Genomic DNA, 16,691 nt, shown 5'->3' on the forward strand with positions numbered 1-16,691 from the left:
TTGACTTAATTAATAGTTATTGTTTAAAATCTTATTTTCCAGAGACTAATTTAATTTGGTCTTTTTTTTTATAATTGCTAATAATAGAATTAATCAATACAAACTATTTAAAGGAGATGGATTATAAAATGAAGTCATTTATAACTGTACTTGGAGAAGACAAAACTGGTATTATTTACAAGGTAACTTCTGTACTATTTGAAAATAACATAAATATTTTGGACATAAACCAAACTCTCATAGAAGGCTATTTTACAATGGTAATGCTAGTTGATTTATCAAAAATGAAAACAGATTTTATAGAACTAAAAAATCACCTTGAAAACAAAGCTAAAGAAATAGGAGTTGTCATTAAGCTTCAACGAGAAGACATATTCACTTCTATGCACCAAATTTAAACTAAGGAGTTGAGTTAAATGATAAATACTAAAGACATTATGGAAACCATAAACATGATTGACAAAGAAAACCTAGACATAAGAACCATAACTATGGGTGTCTCTCTTTTAGATTGTATAGATAGTGATGGAAAAAAAGCAAGAACTAAAATTTACGATAAAATAACTAAACAAGCTGAAAACCTAGTAAAAACTGCCAATGAGATTGAAACGGAATATGGTATACCCATAATACATAAAAGAGTATCCGTTACACCTATTTCACTGATAGCCCAGGCAAGCTCTGATAAAAGTTATGTAGAATATGCCAAAATTTTAGATAAAGCTACCCAAACTTTAGGTATTGACTTTATTGGGGGTTTTTCAGCACTTGTACATAAAGGTTATACTAAAGGTGACAAAATACTTATAGAGTCCATTCCAGAATCTCTAGCTGTTACTGAAAAAGTCTGCTCCTCTGTAAATGTAGGAACTACAAAAGCAGGAATAAACATGGATGCAGTAAAAGATATGGGAAGAATAGTAAAGGAAACTGCCTATCTCACTAGAGAAAATGAGAGTATAGGTTGTGCAAAGTTAGTAATATTTTCAAACGCAGTAGAAGATAATCCTTTCATGGCAGGAGCATTTCATGGAGTTGGAGAAGCTGATTCCATAATAAACGTAGGTGTTAGTGGTCCTGGCGTTGTAAAATGTGCTCTAGAAGAAGTTAAGGGGCAAAATTTCAATGTAGTTGCAGAAACAATAAAAAAGACAGCTTTTAAAATAACAAGAATGGGTCAATTAGTTGCTGGAGAAGCTTCAAAAAGATTAAGTGTTCCTTTTGGTATAGTAGATTTATCACTTGCACCTACACCTGCTGTAGGAGACAGTGTTGCAAGAGTTCTGGAAGAGATGGGCCTTGAAAGTTGTGGGTGCCCAGGTACTACTGCTGCTCTAGCATTATTAAATGATGCAGTCAAAAAAGGAGGCATAATGGCAGCATCTCAAGTTGGTGGATTAAGTGGTGCGTTTATACCTGTAAGTGAGGATGAGGGTATGATAAGTGCAGTAAATTCAGGGTCTCTTAATCTTGAAAAATTGGAAGCAATGACTTGTGTATGTTCTGTAGGTCTTGACATGATAGGTATACCTGGTGATACTCCTGAATCCACTATATCTGCCATAATAGCAGATGAATCTGCTATTGGAATGATTAATAATAAAACAACTGCCGTGAGGGTAATCCCTGTTTACGGGAAAAATGTCGGAGATGAAGCAAATTTTGGAGGACTTCTCGGAAAAGCACCTATAATGCCTGTAAGTAAATTTTCAAGTGAAAGTTTCATAGCTAGAGGTGGAAGAATTCCTGCTCCAATTCACAGCTTTAAGAATTAGATTTTCCACTTAAAAGCCCCATATATTTTTAATGTTGAATGCAAATTTAAATATAGGTATAAATAAAATTTAATTTTATTGTAAACATGTTTAGAAATACAATAATACTACGATAACATATACATAGTTACTATATATTGCTATTCTAATGATTTATATGAGGTGAGATAGTATGTTGTCAAAAAAGAAATTAGTTCGAATAAGCGAATTAGAACCAGGAATGATATCAGCAAGTGATATAACCTTTGAAAATAAAATGCTGTTAGCTAAAGATATTGCCATTACGGAATCGGCTATAGAAAAGCTAAAACAAAATATTATTGTGGACGAAGTAGAAATTTACGTAGAAGATACTTCCGAGGATCCTTTAACTGCTAAAATAGAAACGGTACAAGAACTTGAGAATACTTTTAATGAATTTTCTTACAACTTGGAAAATATATTTGATACCATATCTAATTTAAAAGCTCCTGAAATAAAGGAAGTACGAACTTTTTCAGAAAAAATACAAGAAGAGTTTAACTCTACAGGCCTAGTTATTAAAAATATAGTATTCCACGGAAGTGGCAATGATACCATTTACAGACACAGCGTAAACGTAGCAGCTGTAAGTTTTATACTTGGAAAATGGTTGGGGTTTAGCAAAAGGGATATAAATTTATTAACTTACTCAGCAGTACTACATGATTTTGGAAAAATCAAGATAAGTAAGGATGTTATAAATAAAGAGGGAAATCTCACCCCAGAAGAATATAAAATTTTTAAAACTCATCCTGCCATAGGTTATAATTTTGTAAAAGAGATCCCCTATTTAGATTCTTCCGTAAGTTATGGTGTATTAATGCATCATGAGAGAATGGATGGGTCTGGGTATCCATTAGGTATTAAAGAAGATAAAATTCATAAATTTGCTAGAGTAATAGCTATTGCAGATTTGTTTGATGATTTAAGCTCCAATAGATATTGTAAAGAACTAAGCGGTCCTTTTGAAGCTTTAGAAATTATTCAACAGCAAAGCCTTGGGAAACTCGATTGCCAATATTGTACTATGTTTTTAAATCACATAGTAAACTACTATATGGGTGAAAATGTACTTTTAAATAATGAGCAATGTTGTAAAGTCATCCAAGTTGACATGAATGATTTGAGAAATCCTCTTTTACTTGATGACAATGGATTCCTTGATTTAAAAAAAGAAAAAGATTTATATGTTAAAAAGCTGGTTATTTAATAACCAGCTTTTTGTTCACTTTTTATAACATTTTGTTTTACAGTTGTATACATTTACTAATAATTAGCGTCAGTTCCATATAATAATCACTAAATCCTTGCTTTTTATATACGATATAGTATTATAGACTATGGTTTAATTACTTTTTAACAAACTATTATTACATTATATAACATAGGAGGCTATTATTTATGATAAAATTTACCGATAATGATAAAATTGACTTAGATTCATTAGAAATACAGGATGTTTTGGATATTAATACACTTCAAAAATTTCAGGATAACTTTGCTGATAGTATGAATATTGCAAGTGTTACAGTTGACAAAAATGGACACCCTGTAACAAAACCAAGCTCTTACACTGACTTTTGTTTAAATCTCACCCAATCAACTTCCAAAGGAACTTCCCGCTGTGCAGAGTCACACCGCAGGGGAGGTGAAGAAGCAACAAGGACTGGCAAACCATATATTTATACTTGCCATGCGGGTTTGATTGATTTTGCTGCTCCTATAATAATAGAAGGCAAATCAATAGGAACAATACTTGGTGGACAAGTTGCTTATTCTAAAGTAGATGAATCAGTCGTTCGAAAAAATGCCGCAGAAATGGGTATAAACGCTGATAGATATGTAGATGCATCGAACAAAGTCTATACAGTAAGTGAAAAAAGCGTAAGAGCAGCTGCTGAAGTTTTATTTATCGTGGCAAATGCACTTTCCAAAATAGGTTATGAGGCACTTTTACTTGGTGTATCTACTAAAAATTTATCTGAAAATTTCGGCCAAATTTCAGCAACTATGGAAGAGCTAGCTGCTTCAGCTGTAAATGTAAGCAACAATCAACATCTTTTAAATGAAGAAATAAGCAGAGTTAAAAATATATCTATGGATATAAATTCTATATTAAATTCCATAAAAAGTATTGCAGATCAAACAAAAATGCTTGGTTTAAATGCTTCTATAGAAGCAGCTAGAGCTGGAGAAGCTGGAAAAGGATTCAGTGTAGTAGCTGCAGAAATAAGAAAACTATCTCAGGATTCTAAAGAAACTGCTTCTAAAATAACAGATCTTACTAAAAAAATACAGGAATCTGTAGATAAGGCACTAGAAACTTCCAGTTCCACTTTTGAAACTACAGAACAACAGACATCTGCAATAGAAGAAGTATCTGCTAATGTCCAGGAAGTTTCCGTAGTAGCAGACACATTAAGTAACATGGCAAATAAGAAATAGTTATGAATTGGTAGTTAAGAATTAATAGTTATGGATGATTTTCTTACGCTTTTCACTATTAATTCTTAACTCTCTCATATATAAAATTTTTACTTAACATAAAAAAATTGTAAATTAATCAATTTACTTAGTGGATAGTGACAAGTGCTATATGGCAAGTGAATGAGTCTTTTTATTTTAAATCATATCTTTTTAATAATATCCACGTATTTTTATTCCACATATAAAGGGATATATTATCAAAATACTCGTCAAAATCACAGGGATATTTGTTCACATAATCCCATATTTCTTTAAATTTGTCCTGTATCCTCTTTGACACTATAGTACAATGAAATACCTTATTTTTACCCTCGTTGGATTTAAAATTTATCCATGGGATTTTGCTAAGTTCATCTATAAGTTCATCATGTGTTTTCTTTGCCTCAGGTGACACCTTCACATTCATATAAATTACATCTTTCCTAAACTTACCATATTCCTGGATTTTTATTTGGGTCTTATGATTGTTTTTTTGAAACTCTTGTAAAACCTTCAACATATCTTCAATTTTATCCGTTTCAAAAGGTGCCTTTATTGTAAAATGAGCCGGTAATTTAGCTTTCCTCTTTTTAAATTTATAGCATACATCATTTCTCAACTTTTCATGAAATTTTAGTGCATTACCACCTATAGTACATACAAGAACATATCGTTCCAATTTTATGCCTCCTTTCAATGCAAATATTACATTATATTTTCACCATATTTAAAATTGAAATACCTAATTTTATTTTTTTGTCCGATGACTACCTGCTCTAATACTCCCACTTCTCCAAGTGGTAGTAAAGAGCAGCTACGTCCCTGGATAACGATTTCTAAGCATCAGGTGGAGTCAAAAAACTCCATCTGATGCCAAGAACTCTGTTTATCAATGCTTTATTACAGTTAAAACTAAACTTATTAAAAATGTTATTGCAGAAAGCAATACAGCTAAACTCAAAAAAACCGTTATGAGAACATTATATTTAACTATGTTTTCAATTGATAAATATTTTGTCCACCCAACAACATTAAACATTAACAATACTAAAAATATAGTAATTAATCCTCCTGAAGCCCCCCTAATATCCGCATAACTCAATGATATATGAGAACATATGCAGATTGCTATAAATAAAAACATGTAAAAGTATATATTGTGAAAGTTAGCAGTAGAAAATATATTTTTTATCAAAACTTTATACATACTAAATATATGTACAGCTACAGCTTTGTTTATAACAGTTACATGGGAATTTACCTTTAAAATACTTATAAATTCATCATAAGCTCTAGGTATCATAAAACGCATTAGCGCAACTACAGACAAGATACCTCCAAATATAGGTGCAGTTCCTATAAAAAAATTTCCTACCTGCTGATAAATACTATTTTGATTATAACTGTGCTCTACATATCCCATTACCCCATTTTCATCAGGCTTTTGCAGAAGCTTTACAGCAGTTATTTTATGTCCAAAAATAGCTGCAAATATTGCATGACTCATTTCATGTACTGGAACCCCTATAAATCCCGTTATCATTATGGATTTCATGCCAAAACTTCTAGCAAAATTTTTTATAGTGTAGTTTCTCATAATTCCAAGTAGCATTCCAACTAGTATTATTATGCCTGTCAAATACACTGTTTCTATACAGGTCCTAATTAACATTTGTATTAAAAATCTCATAATTGTCTCCACTTTCTATATTATTTCATAAACTTAAAGGTCTGTTAAACATATACTTATAACAATCTTCTTCCTTAAAGCCGCATTTCAAATATACTTTTTCAGCATACTTTGTCCAAAGAAATTTACTTGTATCTTTTATAGCCGGATATTTATTTATAAATTCAATTAGCTTTTTTCCCAATCCTCTTCTTCTATACTTTTCATCAATAATTACATCTAATATTAAGCTGTAAACAGCATAATCACTTACAACTCTTGCAAACCCAATTTGTATATCATTATGATAAATTGCAAAACAAAGGGAGTGCTTAATTGTCTTAGCAATAACTTCAGCAGGTCGGTTTTTAGCCCAATGAGATTGTCTTAGTAAATTACAAACTTCTTCTAGTTTAATTTTATCAACATTATCTGTAAATATGTATTCACCATTTACTATTTCCATTACAAATCTCCCTTCTAAAACTTCATTTTAATTTACCGCTTTTTTAAACACTATAAGACATGTTCTTTAATATATATTTCCATATTGCAACAGCAGAATTCTTCTTACCATCTACCCTATCCAAAACTTTTTTCAGTTCTTTTATACTTTCTTTATAAGAGGGATTTCCTGCTACAGTTTTTACTGCAGATTGTATGTTATTTGCATTCCATTTGTGTATGGGAATTCTTATTGCTCCACCTCTAGTTGCTACATTATCAAGATTTATCTGCTGTTCTGGCTGTATGGCAAATCCAACAATAGGTGTTCCACTTGCAATGGCAGTCTGTATTGTACCCTGTCCACCATGAGATATAACCACATCTGCAAGTGAATTAACTAGTGGCGCTGGTACAAATGCATCTGTTATATAAATATTTGAGCTATCTTTTGCACAGGCAATTGCTTCATCAATTGGACATACTGCCTTAGGAGCTAAAATTACTGCACTCCATTTCTTGCCTATACCTTGAGTTAACGCCTTTATAGCCTCAAACAGATATTCCTTTTTTCCTGAACTTCCAAGAGTACAAAAAATTTTTAAGTTTTTATTATTATGGTTAAAAATTTTAAAAATATTTTCATCTACTACTCTATCATTTAAAGAAGATGCATACAATGGTCCTACAATTTTAAAAGTATCTGGTAGCGTGATACCTTTATAAAATTCCTCAAAGTCATTTACAATTGTAAGGTCAGCTCTCAGCATATCAAATAAATTATTTATGGATTGTCCCTTGTAATTAAATTTTCTAAAAGCTTCTCTAATATTAGTTTGTACAAATGATGGATTTTTTAACATTAAAGATTTTGGTATAGATTTTATTATTTTTTTACGAAGCTTTAATGGTAGATATGTTAGAGGCCTTACCATGTCCGGAATATCTTTCATCAATTTATTAAGAGTGTCTTCATGTAAAGGTATTGGAAGATAGCAAATACCAAGCACTGGTTTATTAAGCATTCTACGTGCAATACCTGCTATTGGGTAAAAACCATGTATAACTACATCAGGCTTTAATTCATTAAGTGCATCAATTTCTCCCTTAATCAATTCAAAAGCAAGTTTTTTATCACCGATTAAATTAAAACTAGTAGGTTTAAAATCTTGATGAAATCCTATTCCAGGAAGTTTAGGATTACACTTATAAATTTTAAATCCATTAGAAATTACTTTTTCTTCAAACCTACTCCCTGTAGATAAAAAAACTATGTCTACTTCATAGTTCTCAGGACAAAATTTCCTAATTCCATCTGCTATCTCAAGAGCACGCGTTGCTTCTCCAGCATCTGAAAGTATAACTGAAAAAGCAATAGTTAAATATTTTTTCATGCTTATATAGCTCCTTCCAATGTAATCTTCCACTTGATAAAACTTTAAATTTACCTCTGCAATTTTTTACTATATATAAGTAAATGATTATATTATACTATAAAAAAACTTAGGAGGATTTATACATGAACTGTACTGATAAAAAATGCGTTATTATAATTGATAAAGAACTGCCTTTAGGATTAATTGCCAACACCTCAGCTATCTTAGGTTGTACCTTAGGTAAATCTATAGGGAGTATTGTTGGTGAAGATGTTTCTGATATAGGCAACTTTCCACATAAGGGAATTGTAAAAATACCAATACCAATACTATCATCAACCAAAAATAAAATAAGGGATTTATATACTATAGTAAAAGAAAAATACAGCAAAGAAATAACCATAATTGACTTTAATGACATAGCTCAAAAATGCAAAATATACGATGATTACATACAAAGATTATCTTGCACTGATTCATCAGAATTAAACTATCTCGGAATTTGTTTATATGGTAGTAAAAAAACAATTACAAGCTTAACCGGAAGCTTGCCGACATTAAAATAAAAAAATTTCATTAACAATAACTGCACCATTTATAGGCTGCAGTTATTGTTTATACATACCTGGTGTAACTCCTGTATAATCTTTAAAATATTTTATAAAATGACTTTGATCATAAAATCCAGATTCCAGCGCTGCATCCGTAAAACTTCTATTTTTTCTTATAAGCCTTTTGGCATAATTTATCCTTAGATTAGTTATATACTTGTGTGGTGATATTCCATAACAATTCTCAAATTGTCTAACTACACAGTATTTACTCATATGTGACATTTCAGCTAAATCTTTCAACGTTAAATTATTTAGATAATTTTTATCTATGTATTTTTTAATTTTTTCTAATTCAGCTAGATTGGAAACTTTAACGGCTTGCTCATTCCAATTTTTGTCCCTGTCATATTCTAAAAAGGAAATATAATTTATAAGTTTAGTCTCATTTTCAATATTCATTATGTTATTTTCAATGTCTGCAAATAATTTGTAAGCATTTTTAAATGCAATTTTATTTAATTTTATATATGAAAATTTTATACCTAAGTTATCTCTATTAAATACAGTTTTAAACCAATCTTCATTTATATAAATCATTCTAAAATTCCAATTTTTATAGCTATAAGGAGTACATTTGTGAACTGTATTTTGTGGTATTATCAAAATTGTATTTTCCGAGATTTCATATTTTCCACTTTGCATTTTTGTACTGCAACTTCCCTTTTCAACTAATCCAATAGAGATTTCATTATGGAAATGTTCTTTACATGAATGTATTGAGTTTTCACATTTTTTTATTTCTACATTTCCATTATAATCACTGAAATAATATCTTATTCCCTGCATTTTTCCTCCACACTATTTTTTGTATACTCAACTTTAGCACATATAAAATTTCTTTAGTTAATAGTTAAGAATTAAAAATCAATAGTTAATGTGGATTTTTTTCCGTTACACTATAAAAAATCTTTGATTAAGCTTTTCATCACTTGTTTCGCTAAAGCGAAGCATTGCTGATTTATATAAATTAAAGATTTTTTGCGACAGCTAAAAATCATCCTTCACCATTAATTTTTCATTATTAATTCTTAACTTGCGAAGCTTTGATTCGCATTATTTTTAAACTGCAAAAGCTGAGTTATATATTATTTATAAGAATATTAATAAATAGTTGCCTTTAATTAACTACTAGTATATTTTATAGTATAGGTTACTTTTTTTAAGATTTCAATTGTATATACATAAAACTTATTTACAAAATTTATGGAGGTGATAAATATATGATAACTATTCAAGAAAAAGCCCTTAAATATGCTAAAAAAATTCAAGGCTGTTTTTTAATTAGAACTCGTTCTAACTGTATAAGCTGCTGAACAAGTGAGATGACGAAAGTCACAAATCTCAGTGTTGAGGTTTTAAAATATTTTAATAAAGAAGAAATTTATGATGAATATGAATATTGTGGAATTAAAATTTATATATTGAGTAGTTTAATTTTAGAAGAAAACGTTAATATATTCATGCTTCCTAAAATTCCATTCATGAAACCTGCTTTCAGTGCAAGCGGGATAAAATATAATTAAAAATTAATAGTTAAGGATTTAACCTAAATTCATGAATTCAATAGGCATACTTTGTAAATACTAAATATGTTAAAAATTATTTATAGAGGAGGAAGCATGATATGACAAAGAAATTAAAGACCATGGATGGGAATCAAGCTGCTGCTGAAGCTTCCTATGCTTTCACAGATGTTGCAGCTGTTTATCCCATAACACCATCTACTCCGATGGCTGAACTTGTAGATGATCTATCCTCCCATGGTAAAAAAAATATATTCGGTCAACCAGTTAAACTTGTTGAAATGCAATCCGAAGCTGGTGCTGCTGGAGCTGTCCACGGATCATTGGCTGCTGGTGCACTGACAACTACATACACTGCTTCACAAGGACTACTTCTTATGATACCTAATATGTATAAGATTGCAGGTGAACTGCTGCCTGGGGTATTTCATGTAACTGCCCGTGCAATTGCAACTCATGCACTATCAATTTTTGGTGATCACCAGGATGTTATGGCAACAAGGCAAACTGGATTTGCGCTTTTAGCATCATCAAGTGTTCAAGAAGTTATGGATTTAGCAAATATTGCCCACCTTTCTGCAATTAGAGCTAGCATTCCTTTTTTACATTTTTTTGATGGTTTCAGAACATCTCATGAATATCAAAAAATTGAAGTAATTGACCATGAGGATGTGGCAAAATTAGTTGATTATAATGCAATCCAAAAATTTAGAGACAAATCTTTAAATCCAGAACATCCTTCAGTTAGAGGAACTGCTCAAAATCCCGATATTTATTTTCAGCAAAGAGAATCTTCAAATAAGTTCTTTGATGCTGTTCCAGATATTGTTGAAGGCTATATGAGAGAAATAGAAAAACTTACTGGAAGAGTATATCATCCATTTGATTACTATGGAGATCCAAATGCGGAATATATAATTGTTGCTATGGGATCAGTTTGTGATACTGTAGAAGAAACTGTAGATTATTTAAGACAAAATAATGAAAAAGTAGGACTTATAAAAGTACACTTATACAGACCATTTTCTTCTTCTTACTTCTTTAAATATTTACCTAAAACAGTTAAAAAAATTGCTGTTTTAGATAGAACAAAAGAACCTGGTTCTACAGGAGAACCTCTTTATTTAGATGTAGTAAATTTATTTTATAATAATGCAGATAAACCTGTAATTGTTGGTGGAAGATATGGATTGGGTTCAAAAGATACAACACCTTCTCAAATTTTAGCTGTATTTAAAAATCTTAAAAATCCTAATTCAAAAAATAGATTTACAATCGGGATAGTTGATGATGTTACAAATACATCTCTGGCTGAGGAAGAAATAATAGATACAACACCAGAAGGAACTATAAGATGCAAATTCTATGGTTTGGGATCAGATGGTACTGTAGGTGCAAATAAAACAGCAGTTAAGATCATAGGCGATAAAACAAATTTATATTGTCAGGCTTATTTCTCCTACGACAGTAAAAAATCAGGTGGAAGTACAGTTTCTCATTTGAGATTTGGCAATAAACCAATAAAATCACCTTATCTAGTTTATGAATCAGATTATACTGCTTGTCACAATAAATCCTTTATTTACAATATAAATGTATTAAAAGGATTGAAGAAAAATGGAGCATTCGTTTTAAACTGCCCTTGGAGTGAAAACGAATTAGATGAACATCTTCCAGCTTCAATGAGACGGTATATTGCTGAAAATAACATACAATTTTATATAGTAGACGCAGTTTCAATAGCACAAAAAGTTGGATTAGGTTCTAGAATAAATATGATAATGCAAGCTGTATTCTTTAAACTAGCTAATATAATTCCTGTAGATCAGGCAATCCAATACTTAAAAGACTCTGTAGAATACGCCTATGGTAAAAAAGGCGAAAATATAGTTAATGCAAACAAAGCAGCAATAGATGCAGGAGCAAATGCTGCCCATAAAGTTACTGTACCAGAATCCTGGAAAAATGCTAAAGATCCAGATATGCCAAAAAAAGAATTTCCTGATTTTGTAAATAAAATTGAAAAACCTATGGCAAGACATGAAGGAGATGAACTTCCAGTCAGCGCTTTTAATGGAATGGAAGATGGTTCTTACCCACTTGGTGTAACAGCCTACGAAAAGCGTGGGATTGCAGTTTTCATACCTGAATGGCAAATTGACAAATGTATTCAATGCAATCAATGTTCCTATGTTTGCCCTCACAGTGTAATAAGAGCCTGCTTACTAGATGATAGAGAAAAAGAAAATGCTCCTGAAAATTTTCTAACAAAAAAACCTGTTGGTAAAGACCTTGAAAACTTACATTATCGTATTCAAATAAGTCCACTCGATTGTACCGGATGTGGAAATTGTGCAGATATATGTCCTGCTCCAGGAAAAGCTTTGATAATGAAACCTGCAAAAGAAGAAATAGAAGAACAATCTGATAATTTTGAATATGCCATGAAAATTACTCCTAAAGAAGGATTAATGGATTTGCATACAGTAAAAGGAAGTCAATTTGCAAGGCCACTCCTGGAATTTAACGGTGCCTGTCCTGGCTGTGGAGAAACTCCTTATATTAAACTTTTAACTCAACTTTATGGAGATAGAATGATGATAGCAAATGCAACAGGCTGTTCATCAATCTGGGGAGCAAGTGCACCTGCAATAGCCTACACTACAAATAATTTTGGCAAAGGTCCTTCCTGGGGTAATTCATTATTTGAAGATAATGCAGAATACGGATATGGAATGTTCCTTGGTGTAAAACAAATGAGAGAACTATTAGCTGATTTGATGGAAACAGCCATGACAATGGACATTAATTCTGAACTGAAAGAAGCCTTTAAAGAATGGCTTGCAGGATTCAATGATGCAGATACTTCAAAAAGAGCTTCTGCAAAAATACTAAAAATCCTGAACAATGAAAGTTTAAAAAATAATAGTATTTTAAATGAAATATTTATGAAGAAAGATTATTTAATCAAAAAATCTCATTGGCTAATCGGCGGTGATGGATGGGCCTATGACATTGGATTTGGCGGTGTAGATCAAGTACTTGCCTTAGGCGATGATGTAAATATATTTGTTATGGACACAGAAGTCTACTCAAACACTGGTGGTCAATCGTCAAAATCAACTCCTACAGGAGCAGTTGCGAAGCTCGCTGCCAGCGGTAAAAAAATAAGGAAAAAGGATCTTGGTTTGATGGCCATGACTTATGGATACGTATATGTAACTCAAATAGCCATGGGGGCAAACATGAACCATACCATTAAAGCAATTACAGAAGCAGAAGCTTATAAAGGTCCTTCTCTAATCATAGCCTATGCACCTTGTATAAACCATGGTATCAAAACTGGAATGGGTACTAGTATTGCAGAAGAGAAAAAGGCTGTTGAATCCGGTTACTGGCACCTATATAGGTATAATCCTCTATTAAAACAGGAAGGTAAAAATCCTTTTATATTAGACTCCAAAGAGCCTACAAAATCATATATAGACTTTATTAATGGAGAACTCCGTTATTCTTCATTAAAAACTATCTTCCCTGATGCAGTTGAAAAAGCATTTAAAGAATCTGAAAATAATGCTCATGAAAGATATGATATTTACAAGAAATTATCATCAATAAAATATTGATTACAATCAATGAATCTTACTTAGTGGGAGTTTGTTTCTCCCACTAAGTTTAGATGAATTATCTAGGGGCGTATCTACTGTTATCTTCCGCTTTGATAGAAGTGGAAGTGTTACAGTAGGTAGCCATCAGATAAAAGACCTAACCAATCAGTTAGGTCTTTTATAATAGGAATTATTTTTCATTAGAATCTACATATTCTTTAGCATTCTTAACATCAAATTCACTTGGCACTGATACTTTTGAAACTGGTTTTTCCTTATGGATATTTGCCCATGCTGCAGTATCGTGTTTTTCAATTGGCAGTTCCATGGAACCATCTTTAGTTCTATCTCCTTCCACAATAATTCCTCCTCTCATACATATTATCTTCAATTTTAAAAAATGTATGAAAAAATATGAATTAATCAAATTATATTCACTAAAATTTTCACAGTATTACAGCTTTATTCATTAAAATATAATAACTTTTATATATTCTTTTAATAATCAGCTATTAAAATGATATAAAATACTATTAATATACTAGGAGATGATCTAATGAATAAAACTATAAATATTAAATTACTAAGCTTATTGTCAGGATTAATAGTTCTCGGTTCATTATTTATAGGATGCAGCAGCGTAAATTCTAAGAGTATAAGTAATGAAACTATTAAGGATTCATCAGTACCTCAAAATTTAATAGTACCAACTTTAGCTTATAATGATAATAGCATTACTTTAGCATGGCACAAGCCAGACAATTACAAAGACATTACTAAATATAACATCTATTTGAATGGAAAATACATAGGTAATACAAATAGTATATCATCCAAGTCCAAATCATTGGTTGATAACTTTTATAAAGATCCTAGTAATAATTCAGCCGTAAAAATAAGTGAGCATACTTATACTGTTACAGGACTTAAACCAAATACCACTTATAAATTTACTGTTAGATCTGTTAACAATAATGGAACTGAATCAAAGGACAGCAATACCATTATTGAAACTACAACTAAAATACCAAAAATATTTGATGTAACTAGATATGGAGCTATTGGTGATGGACAATCCCTTGATACAAAGTCCATTCAAGCTGCTATTGATGCTTCTACTAATGGTTCAGAAGTGATTCTTCCATCGGGAAAGACTTTTAAGTCAGGTGCACTTTGGTTGAAACCTGGTATTATTTTCAGAGTAGATGGAACTCTTATTGGCTCAGATAACCCGGAGGATTATATAAAAACTGATGCTACATCAAAAGATACCAATAAAAGTAATGCTCTTATTAATGCTATTGGCACTAATAACAGCAAAGATTTAAAAATAATTGGAAGCGGCACAATAGACGGAAACGGATGGAAACAGGGTAACGCTGATGCCCTCACTGGATTCCCAAATTCTTTAAAAAGCAGCTTAAAAACAGTTTCAGGAAATGGTATCCTGGCAGCCAATCAATTTAAGTTAGCAAAAAATAATGGACTTTCTGATACTAAGGCCTATTCTACGAGATCAAATCTTGTTTCAATTAGCCATATAGATAATGTATATTTAGGTGACGGTCTTTCTTTTGAAAATCCTTCACAGCACACTATTGTAACAAGTCACTGCAATAACACAGTTTTAAACGGTGCCCTTGTTAAAACTTTTGATTGTAATAACGCAGATGGTATCGATTTTGATTCAAATGGTTTAATCGTATTAAATAGTGTATTTGATACTGGTGACGACGATATAAATTTTACGGCTGGAAAAGGTGCAGAAGATGAAAAAACTCGCAACCCGGTAGACAATGTATGGATATTTGATAATTACTTTGCCCACGGTCATGGTGCTGTAGTAGCTGGAAGTAATACAGCTGCTTGGATAGAAAATATTCTTGCCGAAGACAATGTGTTAAATGGCACAGGTGCAGGCCTTAGATGTAAAACAACACCACAAACAGGTGGTGGTGCAAAAAATATAACCTTTCGTGATTCTGCACTCAAAAACATTACTGACAGCGAAGGTGAACCTTTTACTTTCACATCCAATTATTCTGATTCAAATAAAGCTCAAGGCTTTAAACCAGCTTTAAATCTACCACAATTTAAAGATATTTCCGTTATCAATTGTAGCATAGACAGTTCGAAAAGTAATGCTATATTTGTGTCCGGACTAAAAGATTCCTATGATGACAACATAAATTTTGCAGACACATCATTTAAAAATACAAAACCTGCTAGTATAAATTATCTTAGTAATAGTACATTTAAAAATATAACATTTGATGCTAATATAAAAAATCCTTGGATTACAAGTAACTCTAAAAATCTTGTTTTTGAAAAGTAGTTGTACCTTGTTTTCTATTTAAAAATAAATCACTTGAGGCAATAAGAATTTTTTATCTATTCTATTGCCCAAGTGATTTTATTATAGTCACTTTACCTCACTTGTCATTTATAAGTATGTCCATCATCTTATCTGTATTATTTAAAAAACTCTTCATCACTTGATAGTGTTCTGTTTCTTCATATCTAACTTTTTTAATAGAGTCCTTTATCTCATATATAACTGCGTCAGGATATGCCATTATAATTGGAGAATGAGTTGCTATGATAAACTGTGAATCTTTTTCTATAAGTTCATGTATTTTTGAAATCATAGCCATCTGCCTGGATGGAGATAGTGCTGCTTCTGGTTCATCTAATATGTACAATCCCTTTCCACTAAACCTATTTATAAATACTGAAAAGAAAGACTCTCCATGAGACTGCTTATGTAATGAACGTCCACCATAATACGATAAAAGTCCTGGAGTTTGTTTTTCAAGATCATCAATATTTGTTGCAAGATTATAAAAACTTTCTGCCCTTAAAAAGAATCCATCCTTCGGAGCTCTAATACCCTTAATCAATCTAATGTAATTATATAATTTCGAATGAGTATCACAGGTTGCAAAATTAAAATTTTTAGTTCCCCCTTCAGCATTAAATCCAGATAAAACAGCAATTGCCTCAAGAATTGTAGATTTACCAGTCCCATTTTCTCCTACAATAAATGTAACCTTAGGATGGAACTTTAAACTGGATAAATTTTTTATAACTGGTAAACAAAATGGGTATGTTGAAAAAGATTTTATCTTATCTCTCCTAAGCTCTATACTTCTTAAATACTGATTAACATCCGTTCTTTCCATAACTTCTTCACAA

The 16,691-nt window shown here is 31.3% G+C and carries 14 protein-coding genes; 7 read left to right on the forward strand and 7 right to left on the reverse strand.

Annotated elements, in window-relative coordinates:
- Positions 1–128 precede the first annotated feature (128 nt).
- The 4 genes from CLJU_RS14420 to CLJU_RS14435 all read left to right on the forward strand — a co-directional run bounded on the left by CLJU_RS14420 (position 129) and on the right by CLJU_RS14435 (position 4,241).
- A complete protein-coding gene (locus CLJU_RS14420) occupies positions 129–398 on the forward strand; it encodes an ACT domain-containing protein (protein ID WP_013239562.1) in 270 nt (89 codons plus the stop codon).
- An 18-nt stretch (positions 399–416) separates the two neighbouring features.
- Positions 417–1,775 (forward strand): PFL family protein, encoded by a 1,359-nt coding sequence (locus CLJU_RS14425; protein WP_013239563.1) that lies wholly within the window; start codon positions 417–419, stop codon positions 1,773–1,775.
- 172 nt (positions 1,776–1,947) lie between these two features.
- Positions 1,948–3,006, forward strand: a complete 1,059-nt coding sequence (locus tag CLJU_RS14430) for an HD-GYP domain-containing protein (protein WP_013239564.1) — start codon at positions 1,948–1,950, stop codon at positions 3,004–3,006.
- A gap of 191 nt (positions 3,007–3,197) precedes the next feature.
- Entirely contained in the window at positions 3,198–4,241 is a 1,044-nt protein-coding gene (locus tag CLJU_RS14435) for a PocR ligand-binding domain-containing protein (protein ID WP_013239565.1), read from the forward strand.
- Between the two features lie 172 nt (positions 4,242–4,413).
- On the opposite strand, the gene CLJU_RS14440 is transcribed toward CLJU_RS14435, so the two are convergent.
- The 4 genes from CLJU_RS14440 to CLJU_RS21395 all read right to left on the reverse strand — a co-directional run bounded on the left by CLJU_RS14440 (position 4,414) and on the right by CLJU_RS21395 (position 7,769).
- Complete coding sequence (locus tag CLJU_RS14440) at positions 4,414–4,941, reverse strand: 2'-5' RNA ligase family protein (RefSeq protein WP_013239566.1); 528 nt, start codon at positions 4,939–4,941, stop codon at positions 4,414–4,416.
- Positions 4,942–5,151: 210 nt separating this feature from the next.
- Complete coding sequence (locus tag CLJU_RS14445; protein ID WP_013239567.1) at positions 5,152–5,952, reverse strand: hypothetical protein; 801 nt, start codon at positions 5,950–5,952, stop codon at positions 5,152–5,154.
- A gap of 25 nt (positions 5,953–5,977) precedes the next feature.
- Complete coding sequence (locus tag CLJU_RS14450) at positions 5,978–6,397, reverse strand: GNAT family N-acetyltransferase (RefSeq protein WP_013239568.1); 420 nt, start codon at positions 6,395–6,397, stop codon at positions 5,978–5,980.
- 43 nt (positions 6,398–6,440) lie between these two features.
- Positions 6,441–7,769, reverse strand: a complete 1,329-nt coding sequence (locus tag CLJU_RS21395) for a nucleotide disphospho-sugar-binding domain-containing protein (RefSeq protein ID WP_013239569.1) — start codon at positions 7,767–7,769, stop codon at positions 6,441–6,443.
- 125 nt (positions 7,770–7,894) lie between these two features.
- On the opposite strand from CLJU_RS21395, the gene CLJU_RS14460 reads away from it, so the two are divergent.
- Positions 7,895–8,317, forward strand: coding sequence for a DUF2000 domain-containing protein (locus CLJU_RS14460; RefSeq protein WP_013239570.1), 423 nt, complete (start codon positions 7,895–7,897; stop codon positions 8,315–8,317).
- Positions 8,318–8,359: 42 nt separating this feature from the next.
- Here CLJU_RS14460 and CLJU_RS21400 read toward each other — a convergent pair whose 3' ends face one another.
- Positions 8,360–9,151, reverse strand: coding sequence for an AraC family transcriptional regulator (locus CLJU_RS21400; protein ID WP_013239571.1), 792 nt, complete (start codon positions 9,149–9,151; stop codon positions 8,360–8,362).
- Between the two features lie 838 nt (positions 9,152–9,989).
- Here CLJU_RS21400 and nifJ point away from each other — a divergent pair.
- The gene (nifJ, locus tag CLJU_RS14475; RefSeq protein ID WP_013239572.1) at positions 9,990–13,514 is read left to right on the forward strand and encodes a pyruvate:ferredoxin (flavodoxin) oxidoreductase; all 3,525 of its coding nucleotides are present in this window, start codon (positions 9,990–9,992) and stop codon (positions 13,512–13,514) included.
- Between the two features lie 172 nt (positions 13,515–13,686).
- Here nifJ and CLJU_RS21405 read toward each other — a convergent pair whose 3' ends face one another.
- On the reverse strand, positions 13,687–13,824 hold the full coding sequence (locus CLJU_RS21405) for a CDIF630_02480 family spore surface protein (RefSeq protein ID WP_455551084.1): 138 nt from the start codon (positions 13,822–13,824) through the stop codon (positions 13,687–13,689).
- A 228-nt stretch (positions 13,825–14,052) separates the two neighbouring features.
- Between CLJU_RS21405 and CLJU_RS14480 the strand changes: the two genes are divergently transcribed.
- Positions 14,053–15,831, forward strand: a complete 1,779-nt coding sequence (locus CLJU_RS14480; protein ID WP_013239574.1) for a glycosyl hydrolase family 28 protein — start codon at positions 14,053–14,055, stop codon at positions 15,829–15,831.
- Between the two features lie 97 nt (positions 15,832–15,928).
- Here CLJU_RS14480 and CLJU_RS14485 read toward each other — a convergent pair whose 3' ends face one another.
- Positions 15,929–16,678, reverse strand: coding sequence for an AAA family ATPase (locus tag CLJU_RS14485; protein ID WP_013239575.1), 750 nt, complete (start codon positions 16,676–16,678; stop codon positions 15,929–15,931).
- Positions 16,679–16,691 lie beyond the last annotated feature (13 nt).

The organism is Clostridium ljungdahlii DSM 13528, from assembly GCF_000143685.1.
Lineage (GTDB): Bacteria > Bacillota > Clostridia > Clostridiales > Clostridiaceae > Clostridium_B > Clostridium_B ljungdahlii.

Bases quoted from the DNA above. Each gene is read 5' to 3' on its own strand.
- nifJ (WP_013239572.1), top strand. From the start codon at position 9,990: ATGACAAAGAAATTAAAGACCATGGATGGGAATCAAGCTGCTGCTGAA.
- CLJU_RS21395 (WP_013239569.1), bottom strand. From the start codon at position 7,769: ATGAAAAAATATTTAACTATTGCTTTTTCAGTTATACTTTCAGATGCT.
- CLJU_RS14425 (WP_013239563.1), top strand. From the start codon at position 417: ATGATAAATACTAAAGACATTATGGAAACCATAAACATGATTGACAAA.
- CLJU_RS21405 (WP_455551084.1), bottom strand. From the start codon at position 13,824: ATGGAACTGCCAATTGAAAAACACGATACTGCAGCATGGGCAAATATC.
- CLJU_RS14480 (WP_013239574.1), top strand. From the start codon at position 14,053: ATGAATAAAACTATAAATATTAAATTACTAAGCTTATTGTCAGGATTA.
- CLJU_RS14430 (WP_013239564.1), top strand. From the start codon at position 1,948: ATGTTGTCAAAAAAGAAATTAGTTCGAATAAGCGAATTAGAACCAGGA.
- CLJU_RS14435 (WP_013239565.1), top strand. From the start codon at position 3,198: ATGATAAAATTTACCGATAATGATAAAATTGACTTAGATTCATTAGAA.
- CLJU_RS14445 (WP_013239567.1), bottom strand. From the start codon at position 5,952: ATGAGATTTTTAATACAAATGTTAATTAGGACCTGTATAGAAACAGTG.
- CLJU_RS21400 (WP_013239571.1), bottom strand. From the start codon at position 9,151: ATGCAGGGAATAAGATATTATTTCAGTGATTATAATGGAAATGTAGAA.
- CLJU_RS14460 (WP_013239570.1), top strand. From the start codon at position 7,895: ATGAACTGTACTGATAAAAAATGCGTTATTATAATTGATAAAGAACTG.
- CLJU_RS14420 (WP_013239562.1), top strand. From the start codon at position 129: ATGAAGTCATTTATAACTGTACTTGGAGAAGACAAAACTGGTATTATT.
- CLJU_RS14450 (WP_013239568.1), bottom strand. From the start codon at position 6,397: ATGGAAATAGTAAATGGTGAATACATATTTACAGATAATGTTGATAAA.
- CLJU_RS14485 (WP_013239575.1), bottom strand. From the start codon at position 16,678: ATGGAAAGAACGGATGTTAATCAGTATTTAAGAAGTATAGAGCTTAGG.